Here is a 17463-nt window from a genome sequence, read left to right on the forward strand (position 1 = left end):
ATAAAACTATGGGATCAGCTATAAGTGCAGCCAATGTTTGGACTTTGCTCCTGAAATTGGTGAAATACAATATGAAAGTCATTTTTGGCAACCGGTTTATCTGGTTTGTGGTGGCAGCCATTTCTTTCTACTTTTTTATCGCCATCACCAACATATACGACAATGGCACGCTTGACGAAGGATTCATTTTTGATTTACAGATTATGCCGGGCATCCTGCTTATTTTCTATCCGATGACTTTCGGTATTCAAAACGATCTGGATGCCGGAATCCTTGAAATCCTATTTGGCATTCCCGATTATCGCTATAAAGTATGGTTGGTAAGGCTGGTGCTGGTTTTTATGTTGGTTTTCCTGATGATGATTGGCCTGACCGTGATGAGCTATTACCTGTTGGCGCCTGTGAGTGTTTTTGAGTTGACCTGGCATGTGATGTTCCCCATCTATTTCCTCGGATCACTGGCCTTCCTGTTTTCAACGATCATCAAAAATGGTAACGGAACCGCTGTTGTCATGGTCATCATTGGGGTTGGACTGTTGATCATGTCCGGAATTTTGGAACGAACCATGTGGAACATTTTCCTGAACCCGTTTGAAATTCCGAACCGGCTCAACGAAATGGTGTGGCAGGAAACAACCATGAAGAATCGCATTTTTCTGGCTGTTGGCACACTGCTCTTCGTGCTCTACGGACTGTTTAATTTACAGAAAAGGGAGAAGTTTATTTAATATACGGAAGACCGGAGTCAGAAGTCGGAAGACAGAAACTTAATGGAGCGATAGCTCACTCTCTCTTGGAAACTATTAAAGAGGAACTGATTAAGCCGGAATTATATTTGGGCAACGCAACCATGGAATAGAAAATTCCATCTATGTTTGAATTAAACTTAATTTTCAAATGATGCTCAAAAAGATCGTTCTTATTACAACGTGTATTCTGCTGGCTTTGGTCACTTTCTCACAGACAAAAAACAGAGTATCAATTTTCTATTCACCTGCCAGTAATGGATTAATAATTCCGGAGGACTTGGATGGCGATATGGGTTATTCAGGGAAAGGGGCAAATTTGTACGAATTGAGATATTCAAGACAAATTAACAGGTTCTTTTCCATAGAAACAGGTCTGGAATATTCATTTAATAAAATTGAAAAAGATTATTTCCCTGATGGAATTATGCACTATAAAGAATCGAATATAAAGATGCTCTCAATTCCAATTTATGGAGACATAACCTTTTGGAAGTATTTCTTTGTTAATGCAGGTCCAACAATCGACTTTGAACTGCATCATACGGAATCAGAATCAACTTACAACCAATCGGGGATTGGATTTGGGCTCGGAATAGGCGGACGCTATACCCTGAAAAACTTCACCATCAGTTTAAATCCGTTTTACCAGAAACACTTGATACTTCGGAGTAAGAAAGGAGCATATCATGAAAATTTATATGAAGATGGAATTAAACTGGGACTAGGATATAATTTTTAGAAACGACCTACAAATGCAAAAAAGCTCCGATCTCTATAAAAGACCGGAGCTTTTTTACTATACAATTCTCAATAAAGATTTTCGCTAATGCGAATATCCTATTTTATGGTTTTCAGTCAAATGACGAATAATTTCGTTGGTATCGTTGATGAATGTTCCGTTTTCGAGCACCAAAACGGGGCAACTTTGGTTTTCTTCACCCAAAAGATCAACCAATGCCGGACGCGGGCGGGCGAAGTTGACATATTTCACTTCCAACTCGTTTAAAAGACGCGGATAATATGACAACAGACCTTCAATCATCACACAATCGGGGCAAAAATATCGTTTGCCATCAGCACGGCTGGCATCCTGAAAATCAGCTTTTAATAAAAATAGTTTCTTCATTTTTTGCGTTTTAAAAGTAATTTGATTTCCCTCTGCAAATGTATATTTCAAACGATTACTACAACCTCCGGATCGAGATAATCTTCACCGGATTAACCAAATATTGATCTTTGTCCTTTTGCGCCTGAATCTTCCGGGCTACTTTCATTCCTTTGGTTACTCTTCCAAAGGCGGCAAATCCCTGTCCATCAGGATTACGTTTTCCGGCAAAATCCAAATCCGGCTGATCGTTGATGCAGATCGAAAAACTGCTGGTTGCCGTGTTCGGCGCGTCTCTGGCCATCGATAAAGTGCCATTTAGATGGTGAATTCCGGTTTGTTGGGTCGTCTCCATTGGTATTGGTTCAAACTCTTTCCCTTCGGGAACATCGCCGCCCTGCACAACCTGGATCTTTACCATTCTGTTTTTTTCATTCTCAGGCGTACAAACCCTGAAAAAACTACTTCCATCGTACAACTGATGATCGACATATTTCAGGAAATTGGCAACTGTAACCGGTGCTTTGTCAGCATAGAGTTCTATCCGGATGTTACCCATCGAGGTTTTAATCAGGCATGGAATATTTTTTTGTGCAAATGAACCGAGAAACATCAGGTTCAGAAATGCAACTAGAAGTTTTGTCTTCATTGTCATTTGTTTATTTTTTCTTTTTTGATGATTTGGCGAATTTGTTATACTCAACCGACAAATCGATCCAATAATTTAAGTCGGCAACAGTCTTCATTCCTGAGTCCTCAATTAGAACCCATCCTTTCATTGGCCTTCCGGTAAAGGTCATCTCATGGCAACCAGTCTTTTCAAGCGATTCTTCATAAAGAGCAGGATCCAAGCGGCACATCAACTCATCCTTGATAATCCCAACGCACATTTTATCGTTGAGCATGAAACACAAACCACCCATCATTTCCCTTTCCTCAATATCATCCAAATCCTGAAGTTGCTCCCTGATTCGGTTCGCCAAAGTTTGATTGTATGCCATTTCAAAAATGAAAAGGAAAGAGACATTCGTCATTAGAAACAAGTTGGTATGAAATCCATTTTCCCCTATTTCCAATGACTGATGACTCTTTCCTGGTTTTTACTAATGAATCTCAATATCATACGGCACCCTTGTCAAAATTCCCTTCTGAGCAACTACACCGCGCAACTGATCGTAGTATTTGTAAGTTTCGCCCAGTTCGTCCATCATAAATCTGGCTTTAGCCGATCCTGTAAATTCTTTCATCAATTCCTCGATCGGATCTTTCAGTTTAGGCAAATTAACAATCCGGTAGCTATCCAGTTTGGCCATTTTTTTCGCCAGCTCTATCGCTTCGGTTAATCCGCCATAAACGTCAACCAGCTTAATTTCTTTTGCATTGGTGGCTGCCCAAACGCGGCCTTGTCCAATATCATCAACCGCAGTCTTGTCCATTTTGCGACCTTCGGCAACTCTTGAAATGAAAGTATCATAACCAGCTTCAATCGTCTGCTGCATCAAATCACGTTCGAATGCCGACATCGGGCGGGTTACTGAAATCATGTCGGAATGTTCGTTGGTCGTGACCACATCCTGCGTAATTCCGAGTTTGTTGGTCAGCAGGTTCTGAAAATTTGGGATCATCCCGAAAATACCAATCGATCCGGTGATGGTCGTGCGATCGGCCATGATGGTATCGGCAGCACAGGCAATGTAATAGCCGCCCGATGCAGCCACATCGCCCATCGAAGCAATCAAAGGTTTGGCTTGTGCAGCCAGTTTCACTTCGCGCCAGATCACGTCTGAGCCATAAGCGCTTCCTCCCGGAGAATTAATACGCAACACAATGGCTTTGATCGACGAATCGCGGCGAGCCTCGCGAATGGTTCTCGAAAGATCTTCCGATTTAATGTCGTCCTCCGAAGTTCCGCTGTCGATATCGCCTGACGCATAAATCACCGCAATCTTTTTACGTGCCATTGTTTTGGGACCATTCATATCCGGAACTTTAATGTACTTGTAAATATCGATTGCTTTTACATCATCCTTCGCATCGGTATTGGTCAGCCTTTTCAGGTCATCAATCACCTGATCTTTGTATTTCAGCCGGTCAACCAGATTCTTCTGTTTAGCGAAATCAGCTTTCCGGAATGTAGCAACGGCATCAGCAATATCGTTTAACTCGTCGAAACCCATTTTGCGCGAAGCCGAAATATCAGTCAACATTTCGTTCCACATGCTCTTCATATAAGTTTCTGTCTGAAGTCTATTTTCCGGACTCATTTTATCGAGAAGAAAAGGTTCAACTGCCGATTTAAATTTACCATGACGGATAATCTGCATCTCAACGCCGAGTTTTTCCAATCCTTTTTTGTAGAAAGTTCGTTCGCCGCCCAATCCACGAAAATCAACCGATCCTTGTGGATTCAGCATCAAACTATCGGCAACAGTCACCAGGTAATAAGCTTTTTGCGAAAATGCATCGCCGTAGGCATAAATAAATTTTCCTGAAGTTTTGAAATCCTTCAGTGCTGTACGGATTTCTTCAACAGTTGCCATTCCGGCCTGAATATCCATCGGATTCAAATAAATACCCAGAATGTTGTGATCAGTTTTGGCTTTCCGGATACAATCGAGCATGTCGTTCAATCCAACGGTTTTCTCACCCTGAAACATTCCAAAATCGAGACCTTCCAACGGATTTTTCCGGGCACGGTCAACAATCTGATGATCGAATTTCAGGAGTAACACACTATTGCTCTCCGATTGTACGGGTTCGTCAGAGCCTGAAACCATTGCTGTAATGACCCCGATCGTAACAAAAAGTAGTAAAAGACCTGCAACCAAAACGCCAACAATCGAAGCCAGCGTAAATTTTAAAAATTGCTTCATGCTTATTTATTTGAATTAATTTGTTTCGATTAAAATGAACGATAGATTTGTACGAAAATAGCGTTTTTGTTACACATTTCGGTTCTTATGATCAAGCTATATATCCTGTTAGGCGGAAATTTGGGAGATAAACTGAAGGTTTTTTCTGAAGCGAGAGCAAGACTGAGCCAGCACGTTGGAGCGATTACCAACCAATCAGTCGTTTATGAGACTGAGCCTTGGGGATTTGAGTCGGAAGACATCTTCTGGAACCAGGTTATTGAATTGTCAACGACACTTTCTCCGGAAGAAGTTCTTGTGCAAACACAGCAAATCGAACATGAACTGGGACGAATCCGGAAAGCAAATCAATACGATTCACGGATCATTGATATTGACATTTTATTCTACGGAGACCAAATCATCCAGACCGAAAATCTGGTTGTTCCACATCCACGCATTCAGGAACGGAAATTTGCTCTCGTTCCACTGTGCGAAATCGCTCCGGAACTGATCCATCCAGTCTTTCAGAAAAGCATCAGGCAAATACTAAATGAATGTACTGATTCTTTAAAAGTTGAAAAAGTGACAAAAACTTATAACTCATAATTTATCACTCACAACTCCAATGAAGGCTTCCTTTCAAAAATATACACTCAACTTTAAACAGGCATCAGGCACATCGCGTGGAGTTTACACCACACGCGATTCGTGGTTTATTTTCCTAAATGACGGAACGAACACGGGCATTGGCGAATGCGCTCCCCTGCCCGATTTGAGCATCGAAAGTCCGAATAGAATGAGCGCCAGGTTGCTCCAGGTCTGCGAGCAAATTAGCTATTTCAGTCAATATACTGAAGAATTGAATACCTGGCCATCCATCAAATTTGGTCTCGAAACAGCTTTACTCGATCTGAAAAACGGAGGTAAACAGGAACTTTTCCCTTCAGCATTTACCCGTGGCGATCAGGGAATCCCAATCAATGGACTGATCTGGATGGGAACTCCAGAATTTATGAAACAGCAGATTCGTGCCAAACTCGATGCCGGATTCCGCTGCATCAAAATGAAAATTGGCGCGCTCGATTTCGAAACTGAATTGGAATTGCTCAAAGCCATCCGTCGCGAGTTTTCTGCGGAAGAAATTACGGTTCGGGTTGATGCCAATTGTGCCTATTCATACCAAACAGCTCTTGAAAACCTGAAACGATTGTCTGATTTGCAGATTCATAGCATTGAGCAGCCCATACCGACTGGTCGCTGGAACGAAATGGCCGAATTGTGCCTCAAATCGCCCATTCCGATTGGGTTGGATGAAGAATTGATTGGCATAAGTTCGGGTAAAGAGATGCAAAAGTTGCTCGAAACGATCCATCCAGCTTACCTCATCCTGAAACCCAGCTTGCACGGAGGTTTTTCGGGCTGCGAAAAATGGATCGGGCAAGCCGAAAAATATGGCACTGGCTGGTGGATTACTTCCGCACTCGAATCAAATATCGGGCTGAATGCCATTGCACAATGGACATTCCACCTGAACGCCAAAAATGAACAAGGTTTGGGAACCGGCCAGCTTTTTACCAATAATTTTGATTCGCCACTCGAAATTACAGGTGATCAACTGTGGTTTCGACCGGAGAAACGCTGGGATCTGCAGAATCTGCTGAGTGAAAATACAGAAGAAGATTTTTAAACAACACTTAACTTGAAACACGCCACATCACATTTTATTCTCAACGGCAAAACAGTTACTCCTGAAGTAATTACTGAACGACTCAGCAACTCAGGTTCTCCGGAATGGGAGAAAGAACTGTATCTGTTTCTGGACGAATGGTTTTCGGATTCCGATTTCGTTTTGGCTCAAACCTCGGGAAGCACGGGCGAACCAAAGCCTATTGAATTGCACAAATCGGTGATGCAAAAAAGCGCCGAGCGAACCATTGAATATTTCGGATTGCAGAAAAACAACCGGCTTTTGCTCAGCCTTCCCTGCCGGTACATCGCCGGGAAAATGATGGTAGTCCGCGCCATTGTTGGACAAATGAACCTGATTGCTGTTGATCCGGCAACCGATTTCGACTTTCTGGAACATGAAAAATTCGACTTTGGCGCCATGGTTCCCAATCAGGTTTTTAAACTTTTGGAACAGCCCTCAGGAATAGAAAAGCTGCAAAACATTCGGAATCTGCTGGTTGGTGGATCAGCAATTTCAACAGTTCTGGAGTCACAAATCAGTCAACTTTCGAGCCGGGTGGTTATTACCTATGGAATGACAGAAACCGCTTCGCACATTGCCATTCGCGAACTTTCTGGCAATCGAAGATCAGATTTCTACCACTGCCTTCCGGGCATTTCGGTAAACCTTGGTGAAAACGATTGTCTGCAGATTCACCATCCGGAGTTTACTGAACCGATTCAAACCAACGACTTGGCCGAACTCCAATCGCCTGTCTCTTTCCGGATTTTAGGACGGGCTGACTCCGTAATCATTTCAGGAGGAATCAAGTATTCGCCGGAATTATTGGAAAAAAAACTGGAACCAATAATCAGCAGGCGTTTCGTAATCTCTTCGGTTCCCGATGAAAAACTGGGAGAACAATTGGTTCTGGTTATTGAAGGCAAGCCGTTTGATACTCATATCCTGAAACAAAAAATCGCCTTAATTTTAACGCCTTACGAATCTCCCAAATCCATCAGGTTCATTGATCGGTTTCCGGAAACCAACAGCGGGAAAATAATCAGGAGTAACATAAAAAAGATGCTCAGAAAATAGGGCCAGAGGAGTAGCACCGCTTTTATCTTTTCATTAACTTTTGACTGTTCGCCCCATAAAATACTTATCGGCGAACGCCTTTAGCCGAATTAGTTTAATCTTTATCAGCTTAAAAATTCAGACGAATATAAATCCTGATTTTGCAAACCAGAAAATGACAAAAAGCTTACTCTCCAAATGGAAGAAATACCTTCCAGATCCGTTTATACTCGGTATTATATCGATGATTGTTCTCGCCTGGCTCATTCCAGGCATCGGTGGAGAAAATAGTTTCATCAAACTGAAAGTACTGACTCAATATGGCATTGCCCTTCTTTTCTTTTTCTATGGGTTGCGACTAAGTCCGGAGAAACTGGTAAACGACCTGAAAAACTGGCGATTGCATATACTGATACAATCAATTACATTTATTGTTTTCCCTCTTTTGGTTTTGCTCTTTCGCCCATTTCTGAAAGGCACCGATAACGAAATTTTGTGGTTGGCAGTTTTCTTTCTGGCCGCTTTGCCATCAACCGTTTCGTCTTCAGTGGTTATGGTTTCAATTGCCAAAGGAAACATCACGAGCGCCATTTTCAATGCCAGTATTTCCGGAGTGATTGGTATTGTGGTTACCCCACTCCTGATGGGTTTCTTTCTGGAAAAACAGGCCGAAGCATTTGATTTCGGAGGTGTGATGGCCGATTTATTCATGACGATTTTAATGCCGGTATTTGCCGGATTGTTATTGCATCGCTTCTGGGGAAGTTGGGCCATCCGAAACAAAAGATATCTGGGTTTGTTCGACAAATCAGTGATTCTTTCGGTGGTGTATCGTAGTTTCAGCGATTCGTTCCTGAATGGCATTTTCAAGAACATCAGTTGGTTCGACTTGATTGTACTCACAGCAAGTGTAATTGTATTATTCTTTGTGGTCCTAAATTTAACCCAGGCCTTGACGCGACTGATGAAGTTTAACCGCGAAGACAGTATCACAGTGATTTTTTGTGGTTCGAAGAAATCGCTCATGCACGGTTCGGTGATGGCCGGAGTCATTTTTGCAGGTAGCAGCGCCGGAAGTATTTTCCTGGTTCCAATCATGATTTATCACGCTTTTCAGCTTTTCTACATCAGCCTGATTGCCCAAAAATTAGGAAAAGATCATTCGTGACCGACTAAAATGAATAGATTCATCGCTTCTCGATGAATGACAGTCTCTTATCTTGGTTCATTTTCAGAGCGCAACGAAGTGAATCGAAGAATCTCATGTAATTGAATAAATTTTGTCTGTCAGCAATAATTTCCTCAATCTCCGTTTAACTTCAAAAAAATCCATTCGCCGATTTTAAACTTTTACTGACCGATCATTGATGCCCCATCTATTTGATGTGAATTACATTTACATCATCAAAATTACTCGTGATGGAAAAACATTGTGAACACAGACGGCATTCAGGATCATTTTGGGCATACGTGCTCATCATTGTTGGGATTTTATGGATTCTGAAAAAAAGTGGTTGGGATATTAATCTTCCGGGCTTGGGCGAATTTTTCTCCGGAATCGGACAGTTTTTCGGCAATTTATTCCATATGACTGCCTTTGCAACAGTTCCGGTACTCATTATTCTGTTCGGAATTTTACTGATTCTGGGGCGTAAGTTTTTGGGGGCACTCTTTCTCGTTTTGTTAGTCGTGATTCTAATTCCGCATTTTCTGATCATTCCCGGAATCCTGATGGTTATCTTTTTCCCGATTATTTTGATCATAATTGGAATAGTTGTACTTTCAAACCTATTCTGAAGTCTCTTTAAAATTGGGTTAACCGACTAGATTAGCTGTTTTACCGATCTTCGGATGATTCGAAACTGATAAAAATTACATTTGTAACAAAGAAAAAAGCAAATCATGGAACGTAGAAAAAGCGATAAACGGTTTTACTTTGGGGTCATACTGATTGTGGTGGGTGTTATCCTTATTCTCGAAAGATTGAATCTGATTCCAGAATCGATGGCTGACATGCTTATATCATGGCAAATGCTTTTGATTGGTGTCGGCGTCCTTTCAGTGATTGGCGGCAACCGCACTGCCGGCACCATATTGATTGTTATAGGGGCAACTTTCATGATTCCTGAATTAATAACAGTTCCTCATGAAATACGAAGAATATATTGGCCATTAATTCTAGTTGTCATTGGGATCTCCATATTAATGCGACAGCGCGACCACCAAAGGCTGCGCCAGGGAAATGACCCAATTATAAATATTCCTGATGATGATGATCCAAAATCATCCAAATCAACATATAATGCTGACTCTTTCAACACATTCGATGATTTCGTAATTTTTGGTGGCCGCGAAATTTTTGTCACATCGCAAGCTTTATCCGGAGGAAAAGCCACTTCTATTTTTGGTGGAATTGAATTCGATTTGAGAAAAGCCACTCTTCAACCCGGAGGTGCAATTATTGATTGTGTAAGTGTATTTGGCGGTTGCGGCTTCAAAATCCCGATGGATTGGAACGTTCGTAACGAAGTTACAACCATCTTCGGTGCATTTACCGATAAACGTGGCGAAACGTATAACGACAGATACTACGACCCTTCCAAAACCCTGGTAATTAAAGGACTTTCCCTGTTTGGTGGCATTGAAGTAAAACACTTCTAAAAACCATGAAACATCCGTTAACCCACAATTATCGACTACTTGGATTTTATGCCTTGTTCTGGGCAACGATTAGTGTTATCAACATCATACTTCAAGTCCTTTGGTATAATGTGCCACTGGTCTATTCGCTTCTTGATTCAGGCACCAACTACGTTTTGTATCCATTACTTGGATCAAGCATCTGGTATTCTATCCGTTATAATAGTCCGGAAGAAGTTTCGGTTGGCCGGCTCGTCATTTTCCACCTCATTGCAGCTTCTATTTTATGTGCGATTTGGGTTTATATTAGTTATGCCATTTATCAGCCTTTCATTAGGGACAACAATACTTATCTGAAAGACGGACTTCCTTCCAAGATCTTTGCAGGCTATGTCATGTACGCCATTTACCTGGTCTTTTTCTATGCTGTAAATTATTATCAAAGCCTGAAGGAAAAAATCAAAAAAGAAAGCGAGTACAAAGCGCTCATCCGCGAAGCCGAATTGCAGGCATTGAAATCGCAAATCAATCCACATTTTCTGTTTAATAGTCTGAATTCCATTTCATCGCTTACGGTGAGTAATCCAGAGAAAGCACAGGAAATGGTGATCAACTTGTCGACTTTTATGCGTTATTCGCTAATGCATAACGAAAAGGAAATGGTTTCATTTTCCAGAGAACTGGAAAATATAAAACTTTACCTGAGCATCGAAAAAGTTCGTTTTGGCAAAAAGTTAAATGCTGAATTTGAAATTGATACCCATTGTATGGAAGCCGAAATCCCCAATATGATTTTACAGCCCCTGTATGAAAATGCAATCAAATACGGTGTTTATGAAACAACCGACCAGGTAACCATTAAAACAATCTGTAACTGCGAAGGCAACTTCCTGAAAATTATCATCGTAAACGATTACGATGCCAGCACCATCAAGCGAAGGGGCGAAGGAATTGGCCTGAGAAACATCCGGAAGCGCATGGAAATCATATACAACAGTCCGGATTTGATGAAAGTTACCGACAATAAAACCAACTTTGAAGTACAACTTATTATACCACAAAAACAAGCAGTGTCATGAGCGAAAAATTACAAACCCTTATTATTGAAGACGAAGAACTAGCTCGCAACCTTTTACGCTCCTACTTAAAAGACCATGCCGACATTGAAGTCATTGGCGAATGCGAAAACGGATTCGACGGAGTAAAAGCAATCAACGAAAAGAAACCCGATCTGGTTTTTCTGGATATTCAGATGCCCAAAATTACAGGTTTCGAGATGATTGAACTCCTCGATTTTAAGCCGCAGATTATTTTCACCACCGCATACGACCAATATGCACTTAAAGCTTTCGAGCTTAATGCCGTTGATTATTTACTGAAGCCGTTCTCGAAAGACCGCTTACTCGCTGCCATCGAAAAAGTTCAGCATCGTATTGCGAATGAAGAAGATAATACCGAAAAGCTCGAAGAGCTTTCGAATTTCCGCCCCGGCGAAGAATTTATTGACCGTGTGGTAGTTAAGGACCGGCATAAAATTCACATCATCACGGTTGACCAAATCAGGTACGTGGAGTCGCTCGACGATTATGTGATGATTTATACCAACGATGGCCGGCACATGAAGCAAAAAACGATGAAGTACTTCGAAACCAATCTCGACCCGAAAAACTTTATCCGGATTCACCGTTCATACATCGTCCATGTCGACCATATCGCTGAGATTCAGCAGTATGAAAAAGAATCGTACATCGTTATCCTGAAGGATCAAAATAAAACCAAGCTCAAAGTGAGCAAAACCGGCTACAAAAAGATTAAGGAAGTGCTGCATTTCTAATCCTAAATGAAAATATCAGGATGATTTTAAGCTCCATTCTGGCAACTTAAATCCCTGAAAAGAATAAAGTTCTGCTATAATCGCAGGACTTTTTCTATTTTTGATGAATCAATTCCGAAACCGTATGATTCAAATGTTTTTTTTGCTTCTGGTGTTTAATCCGCTCCTGTTCCTTTCCGAATTCAGTTCAGGAGTTAATAATGAAACCCTGGTTTTGATTATCATTATACTGTCGGTTCTTTTGCTTATTGTTCTTGGATACGAACTCTTACGATTTCTTCGAAGCCGGAATTCTGGATTTCTTTCCATCTTTTTCAGGAAAATACAGTTGTCGGTTCATTTGGATAAAGACCGGCTATTTTACCCAAAAGTGTTGACATTGACCATCCGGAATACAGGAAATCAGGTCGTCGATATTAGCGCTCCAGTGCTGGAATACAAAAAAATATGGTCGAAACGGAAATTTAAATTAAACGGAGTGAGCGGACAGCAAATTTACCCACTGCTTCTCGATCCGGGAAAAACCCACCGATTGCCAATTGAAACTGCAACATTTCAGCAATACGACAGCGAAATTAAATCGTATTACTGGGCACGTATTTATGTGTCGGACGTTGAAGGCCGGAAGTGGAAATCAAACGATGTAAAACTTCGAAAAAGCCTGATAACCTAGAAAAGGGAAAGAGTCAATAGTCATTTGAAAAGTTTTTACTAATGACTCTTTACAAAAAACATAAGAAAACCCTGATGAGAGAATGGAAATTTAATGGAGATGATTTTTTATCGTACCCTTACTACGGAGGCAATGACTTAGGCGTTACTTATTCCAAAACGCACACCACAATCAGGATTTGGGCACCAACCGCGAATATAGTCGAATTACGCATTTACAAGCAGTCGCAGGGAGGTTCTGCCATTCGGATCGACCAGTTTGAACAGGGTGAAAACGGAACCTGGATCATCAACCTACATGGCGATTTAAACGGATATTTTTATACCATCAGGGTAAACGACAACATTGGATGGCTAAACGAAACACCGGGAATCGACGCCAAGGCTGTTGGCATAAACGGGCATCGCGGTTTGATTTTTGATCCGGAACCAACAAATCCGGAAGGTTGGGACGATGACAAGAGAGTCCATTGTGATCATGCTACCGATGCCATAATCTACGAGTTGCACGTTCGCGATTTTTCAATTTCTCCATCTTCAGGAATAACGAATAAAGGGAAATATCTGGCATTTACCGAATCAGGAACACTTTCTCCTGATGGACTAAAAACTGGAGTCGATCATCTCAAAGAGCTTGGTATTACTCATGTTCACCTGTTACCGGTTTACGATTTCTTTACCGTTGACGAACAAGCTCCGCACGAAACCTACAACTGGGGTTATGATCCACAAAATTTCAATGCTCCTGAAGGAAGTTATTCAACCAATCCAAATACAGCTACACGCATTCTTGAATTGAAGATGCTGGTTCAGGCACTCCACAAAGCTGGAATTGGTGTCATTTTCGATGTTGTTTACAATCATACCTATCATACCCGAAGGTCGTACTTCAACCAAACGGTACCCGGATATTATTATCGCCAGAAATCAAACGGCACTTTCTCGAATGCCAGCGGATGTGGAAACGAAATGGCCACCGAACGTGGAATGGTTCATAAATTCATTCTCGATTCGCTCTATTATTGGGCTACCGAATTTCATGCCGATGGATTCCGGTTCGATCTGATGGGAATTTATGATCTGGAAACGATGAATCAGATTAGGGCGCGGATGGATAGCATTTCACCGTCCATTCTTTTGTATGGCGAAGGTTGGACTGCCGATAAAAGTCCGTTAGCTGAAACATGGAGAGCTGTTAAAACAAATGTGTCGAGACTTTATCGTGTCGCTGTTTTTAACGACGATTTCCGTGATGGGTTAAAGGGTAATGGATTTGATCCTAAAAGTAAAGGATTTGTTAGCGGAAAGACCATTCAGGAGGAAAACATTAAGTTTGGTATTGCAGGAGCTTGTTTCCATCCTCAAATTGTATATGGCTATGTTGAGCATTCCAAATCGCCGTGGGCTACCGAACCCTGGCAATGTGTGAATTATGCCTCGTGCCACGATAATTATACTCTGTATGACAAATTGGTTTTAAGTTCTCCGGAAGCGAGTGAGGAAGAAATTAGTCGCATGATTTTGCTGGCTGGAGCTTTGGTGCTTACATCCCAGGGAATTCCATTTTTACATGCCGGAACTGAAATGGCCTACTCGAAACAAGGCGACCACAATTCATACAAATCGGCCGATGAAATTAACCAGATCGATTGGAAACGAAAAAAAACCTATAATCAAATATTTCAGTACTACCAGGCGCTCATCAATTTGCGAAAGACACATCCGGCTTTCCGTATGATTTCTGCCGATCAGATTCGGAAACATCTTATTTTTTCATCAGATTATCAACCAGGAGTCGCCTCATACATGTTGGTGAATCATGCTAACGAAGATAAATGGAGAACCATCTTATTGGTTTTTAATGGAACCCGTCAACCAATTACCTTTAAACTACCTGATCGCATCGCATGGAGGGTTGTAGCTCGTGATACGACCATCAATTTGGAAAGCACTAAATATATTTCAGAAACTGAAATTGAAGTTTCCGGAATTTCGATGCTGATGTTGGTCGAAGATTAAATTCTCTCACGTAGTTTTTCACTAATACACCGCCAGTAACAGATCGATGTCTTTGTAAGGAATATTGAATTTTTCAGAGAGGTTTGAGTTGGTCAAAATTCCATTGTACACATAAACACCCTTTCGGAAACTCTTCGAGCTTTTAATGTAATTATCGATCCCGCCAATTTCGCCAATGGAAATTAAAATAGGGATCAATACATTGCTTAGGGCAATTGATGCTGTGCGAGATACAATCGCCGGAAGATTTGGAACACAATAATGAATTACACCATGTTCGATGTACGATGGATTATTCAGATCGGTACATCGTGTTGTTTCAAAACAACCTCCCTGACTTACATTCAAATCGATAATTACCGACCCCGGTTTCATCTTTTTCACCATATCTTCCGATATCCGGAAAGGAGAAGGCATCGATATTGGCATTGCACCCAAAACTGCATCAGCCGATTTGAGCGCTTTTTGAACCACTTTAGGATAATACAATGAAGTGAAAATGCGTTGCGGTAGTTTCTCTTCCAGTTTCCGCAGCGAACTGATACTCTCATCAAAAACTTTAACAATTGCGCCCATACCGAGAGCCGCACGCGCAGCAAACTCAGCAGCGGTACCTGAGCCAAGGATAACCAATTCGGTAGGCGAAATTCCGGTTACACTGCCCAACAGCACGCCCTTTCCGCCGCGCGATTTGCTCATGTATTCGTTAAACAAAACAACGGAAGTACTCCCGGAAATCTGGCTCATAAGCTGAACAATTGGCTTACGACCATCTTCGTCCTCCATATATTCGTAAGCAATATTTGTCAATTTCTTTTGCATCAGCTTCCCTATTGAACCTGCACAATGAGCATTAATCTGTAAGTCGGAGATTAAGGCTTGGTGCCCCTTTAGTAAATCAATCTCGGACTCATCGAAAGGCGAAACACGTAGAATAATATCGCATTCAAATATTTCTTTTCGGTCATCCATAACTACTGCTCCTGCAGCCAAATACTCTTCATCGCTATAACTGGCAGCTTTCCCCGCACCTTTTTCAATCAATATATCGTGACCATACGAAACCAACAGTTCAACAGCTTGTGGAGTCAGCGCAACACGATACTCAACTTTATCCTTGTCCGAAGGAATTCCAATCCTGATCTTCTTGCCCTTTCGCCTGATTTCCAGCATTTCTTCCTTAGGCATCATGAATGTTGAGCCAACTACGGAATGTTCAGTTAATCTTTCCTTTTCGGTCATGGGTGGGAGTTATTAAATTGAAAAATGTTTGGAATTGTCCGGAGTCAGAAGACCGAAGTCCGGAGTCAAAAATATATAAAATAGCAACGGCGATGAGTGAATGATAATCCTATTCATTGAATCTTATCTTTAAATGCTACCATCATATTCATCAGATTGAAAGCAAACTCATAGTGTTTCAGAAATTCTTCTTCTGAAATATATTCCCGTCTTTTTGCTTTATGCAAGCAAGTAACCACCTCTGCAAGTGAGCGAATTGAATAGCCCATAAACTTTTTGAATTCAAGATTCGTTTGTCCAATAGAACCTTCTGAAATATTTAATGCTATTGAATCCACAGCCCTCCTTATTTGAGAAGAAAGATTAAATATTTCTTCCCTTGGGAATTTGTATGCCACTGTATTTATGCTTTCTCCAAAATCCATTGATTTTTGCCAAATGGTCAGCTTTTCAAATTTGAAATCCATAACAATTTCTTTTGTGAGAATAATATATCTTAAAAAAGCTGAACATCTGAGGTGTCCGGTCTTCCGACTTCCATCTACTGACTTCCAACTTTTTATACGCAGATCCGGATAAACATTTACACTTTTTGAGCTTCAACCAGCCTTACGCCTTTATCGCCTTCTTTTATTCTGACTTCGACAATTCCTTCAGGCAATAACTGTTCAATCATTTCGGGCCACTCGATAAAACAATAGTTTCCACTGTAAATATAATCTTCATATCCCAGATCAAATGCTTCTTCAAGCTTTTTAATACGGTAAAAGTCAAAATGATAGATCAGTGAACCTTCAGTTGTAGAGTATTCATTGATCAAAGCAAAAGTAGGACTTGTCACGTAATCATTCGAACCTAATTCTTGGCAAATGGCTTTAATAAATGTGGTTTTACCGGCTCCCATTGCTCCGTAAAAGGCAAATATTCGATCGTTTGGAAAATTATTCAGCAACATTCGGGCAGTTTCCTGAAGTGCTGATAAATCTGAAAGTTGAGTCTGAAACATCGGAATCTAAATTAATAGCGCAAATTAATAAAACTTCAGAGAATATGCATAACACTGACTTTTGTTAAAGGTTTGAATAAAAAAATTGTATTACTTTTGATTCAGGATAAACCGAAAAAAATTATCATATGAACAATCCGGAAAATTTAAAGTACACCAGCGAGCACGAATGGATTAGTGTGGAAGGTGATGTTGCATTGGTTGGAATTACCTCATTCGCTCAAGGCGAATTGGGTGACATTGTTTTCGTCGAAATTGAAACTGAAGGTGAAACTTTGGCAAAAGGAGAAACTTTTGGAACTATTGAAGCTGTGAAAACAGTATCAGATTTGTTTATGCCTGTAGGTGGCGAAGTGATTGAATTCAATCCGGCTCTTGAAGCTTCTCCTGAACTCGTAAACAAAGATCCATACGGACAGGGCTGGTTAATTAAAATAGCCATTTCGAACCAGGACGAACTTGGAGACTTACTAAGCGCCGCCGAATATCAAGCGATGCTCGAAGCTTAAAAAAACATATGGCTGTCCACAAATGACAGCCTATTTCCTATTTTTATTCCGGATCAGACTAGTGATCTAAGAAAAAAAAGCCTGCT

At 41.1% G+C, this 17463-nt stretch carries 20 protein-coding genes; 13 read left to right on the forward strand and 7 right to left on the reverse strand.

All coding sequences use genetic code 11. From position 1 onward, the window contains the following. The first annotated feature begins 8 nt into the window (after positions 1-8). Both AQPE_RS08430 and AQPE_RS08435 read left to right on the forward strand, forming a co-directional pair. The gene (locus AQPE_RS08430) at positions 9-728 is read left to right on the forward strand and encodes a hypothetical protein (RefSeq protein ID WP_318350617.1); all 720 of its coding nucleotides are present in this window, start codon (positions 9-11) and stop codon (positions 726-728) included. 169 nt (positions 729-897) lie between these two features. Continuing rightward, positions 898-1488, forward strand: coding sequence for a hypothetical protein (locus AQPE_RS08435; protein WP_318350618.1), 591 nt, complete (start codon positions 898-900; stop codon positions 1486-1488). A gap of 84 nt (positions 1489-1572) precedes the next feature. On the opposite strand, the gene AQPE_RS08440 is transcribed toward AQPE_RS08435, so the two are convergent. From AQPE_RS08440 to sppA, 4 genes are all read right to left on the reverse strand, one after another. Then, entirely contained in the window at positions 1573-1875 is a 303-nt protein-coding gene (locus tag AQPE_RS08440) for a DUF3088 family protein (RefSeq protein ID WP_318350619.1), read from the reverse strand. A gap of 58 nt (positions 1876-1933) precedes the next feature. Continuing rightward, positions 1934-2503 carry a peptidylprolyl isomerase gene (locus AQPE_RS08445; protein WP_318350620.1) on the reverse strand — a complete coding sequence of 190 codons (570 nt, stop codon included), beginning with the start codon at positions 2501-2503 and terminating at the stop codon, positions 1934-1936. A gap of 10 nt (positions 2504-2513) precedes the next feature. Further along, positions 2514-2888, reverse strand: a complete 375-nt coding sequence (locus AQPE_RS08450) for a TfoX/Sxy family protein (protein ID WP_318350621.1) — start codon at positions 2886-2888, stop codon at positions 2514-2516. A gap of 69 nt (positions 2889-2957) precedes the next feature. Continuing rightward, positions 2958-4727: a signal peptide peptidase SppA gene (gene sppA / locus AQPE_RS08455; RefSeq protein WP_318350622.1), complete on the reverse strand. Its 1770-nt coding sequence runs from the start codon at positions 4725-4727 to the stop codon at positions 2958-2960. An 87-nt stretch (positions 4728-4814) separates the two neighbouring features. Between sppA and folK the strand changes: the two genes are divergently transcribed. The 10 genes from folK (at position 4815) to pulA (ending at position 14620) form a co-directional block, all read left to right on the forward strand. Continuing rightward, positions 4815-5315, forward strand: a complete 501-nt coding sequence (gene folK / locus AQPE_RS08460) for a 2-amino-4-hydroxy-6-hydroxymethyldihydropteridine diphosphokinase (protein WP_318350623.1) — start codon at positions 4815-4817, stop codon at positions 5313-5315. A gap of 19 nt (positions 5316-5334) precedes the next feature. Further along, on the forward strand, positions 5335-6396 hold the full coding sequence (locus AQPE_RS08465; RefSeq protein WP_318350624.1) for an o-succinylbenzoate synthase: 1062 nt from the start codon (positions 5335-5337) through the stop codon (positions 6394-6396). 12 nt (positions 6397-6408) lie between these two features. Then, positions 6409-7476 (forward strand): AMP-binding protein, encoded by a 1068-nt coding sequence (locus AQPE_RS08470; RefSeq protein ID WP_318350625.1) that lies wholly within the window; start codon positions 6409-6411, stop codon positions 7474-7476. Between the two features lie 154 nt (positions 7477-7630). Continuing rightward, positions 7631-8623 (forward strand): bile acid:sodium symporter family protein, encoded by a 993-nt coding sequence (locus tag AQPE_RS08475; RefSeq protein ID WP_318350626.1) that lies wholly within the window; start codon positions 7631-7633, stop codon positions 8621-8623. A gap of 251 nt (positions 8624-8874) precedes the next feature. Next, entirely contained in the window at positions 8875-9252 is a 378-nt protein-coding gene (locus AQPE_RS08480; RefSeq protein ID WP_318350627.1) for a hypothetical protein, read from the forward strand. 105 nt (positions 9253-9357) lie between these two features. After that, the gene (locus tag AQPE_RS08485) at positions 9358-10116 is read left to right on the forward strand and encodes a LiaF transmembrane domain-containing protein (protein ID WP_318350628.1); all 759 of its coding nucleotides are present in this window, start codon (positions 9358-9360) and stop codon (positions 10114-10116) included. Between the two features lie 5 nt (positions 10117-10121). Then, positions 10122-11174: a sensor histidine kinase gene (locus tag AQPE_RS08490; RefSeq protein WP_318350629.1), complete on the forward strand. Its 1053-nt coding sequence runs from the start codon at positions 10122-10124 to the stop codon at positions 11172-11174. Next, positions 11171-11929 (forward strand): LytR/AlgR family response regulator transcription factor, encoded by a 759-nt coding sequence (locus AQPE_RS08495; RefSeq protein ID WP_318350630.1) that lies wholly within the window; start codon positions 11171-11173, stop codon positions 11927-11929. The genes AQPE_RS08490 and AQPE_RS08495 overlap by 4 nt, the downstream gene beginning before the upstream one ends. 124 nt (positions 11930-12053) lie before the next feature. Then, positions 12054-12602 carry a hypothetical protein gene (locus AQPE_RS08500; protein ID WP_318350631.1) on the forward strand — a complete coding sequence of 183 codons (549 nt, stop codon included), beginning with the start codon at positions 12054-12056 and terminating at the stop codon, positions 12600-12602. 41 nt (positions 12603-12643) lie between these two features. After that, on the forward strand, positions 12644-14620 hold the full coding sequence (gene pulA, locus AQPE_RS08505; protein ID WP_318350632.1) for a type I pullulanase: 1977 nt from the start codon (positions 12644-12646) through the stop codon (positions 14618-14620). Positions 14621-14641: 21 nt separating this feature from the next. Here the strand turns inward: pulA and AQPE_RS08510 are convergent, their stop codons facing one another. From AQPE_RS08510 to tsaE, 3 genes are all read right to left on the reverse strand, one after another. Then, positions 14642-15862 (reverse strand): alanine dehydrogenase, encoded by a 1221-nt coding sequence (locus AQPE_RS08510; protein WP_318350633.1) that lies wholly within the window; start codon positions 15860-15862, stop codon positions 14642-14644. 113 nt (positions 15863-15975) lie between these two features. Next, positions 15976-16329 carry a four helix bundle protein gene (locus tag AQPE_RS08515; protein WP_318350634.1) on the reverse strand — a complete coding sequence of 118 codons (354 nt, stop codon included), beginning with the start codon at positions 16327-16329 and terminating at the stop codon, positions 15976-15978. A gap of 116 nt (positions 16330-16445) precedes the next feature. Beyond that, positions 16446-16868, reverse strand: coding sequence for a tRNA (adenosine(37)-N6)-threonylcarbamoyltransferase complex ATPase subunit type 1 TsaE (gene tsaE, locus AQPE_RS08520; RefSeq protein ID WP_318350635.1), 423 nt, complete (start codon positions 16866-16868; stop codon positions 16446-16448). A gap of 128 nt (positions 16869-16996) precedes the next feature. On the opposite strand from tsaE, the gene gcvH reads away from it, so the two are divergent. Beyond that, on the forward strand, positions 16997-17377 hold the full coding sequence (gene gcvH, locus AQPE_RS08525) for a glycine cleavage system protein GcvH (RefSeq protein WP_318350636.1): 381 nt from the start codon (positions 16997-16999) through the stop codon (positions 17375-17377). The last annotated feature ends 86 nt before the right edge of the window (positions 17378-17463 follow it).

It is taken from the genome of Aquipluma nitroreducens (assembly GCF_009689585.1).
Taxonomy (GTDB): Bacteria; Bacteroidota; Bacteroidia; order Bacteroidales; family Prolixibacteraceae; genus Aquipluma; species Aquipluma nitroreducens.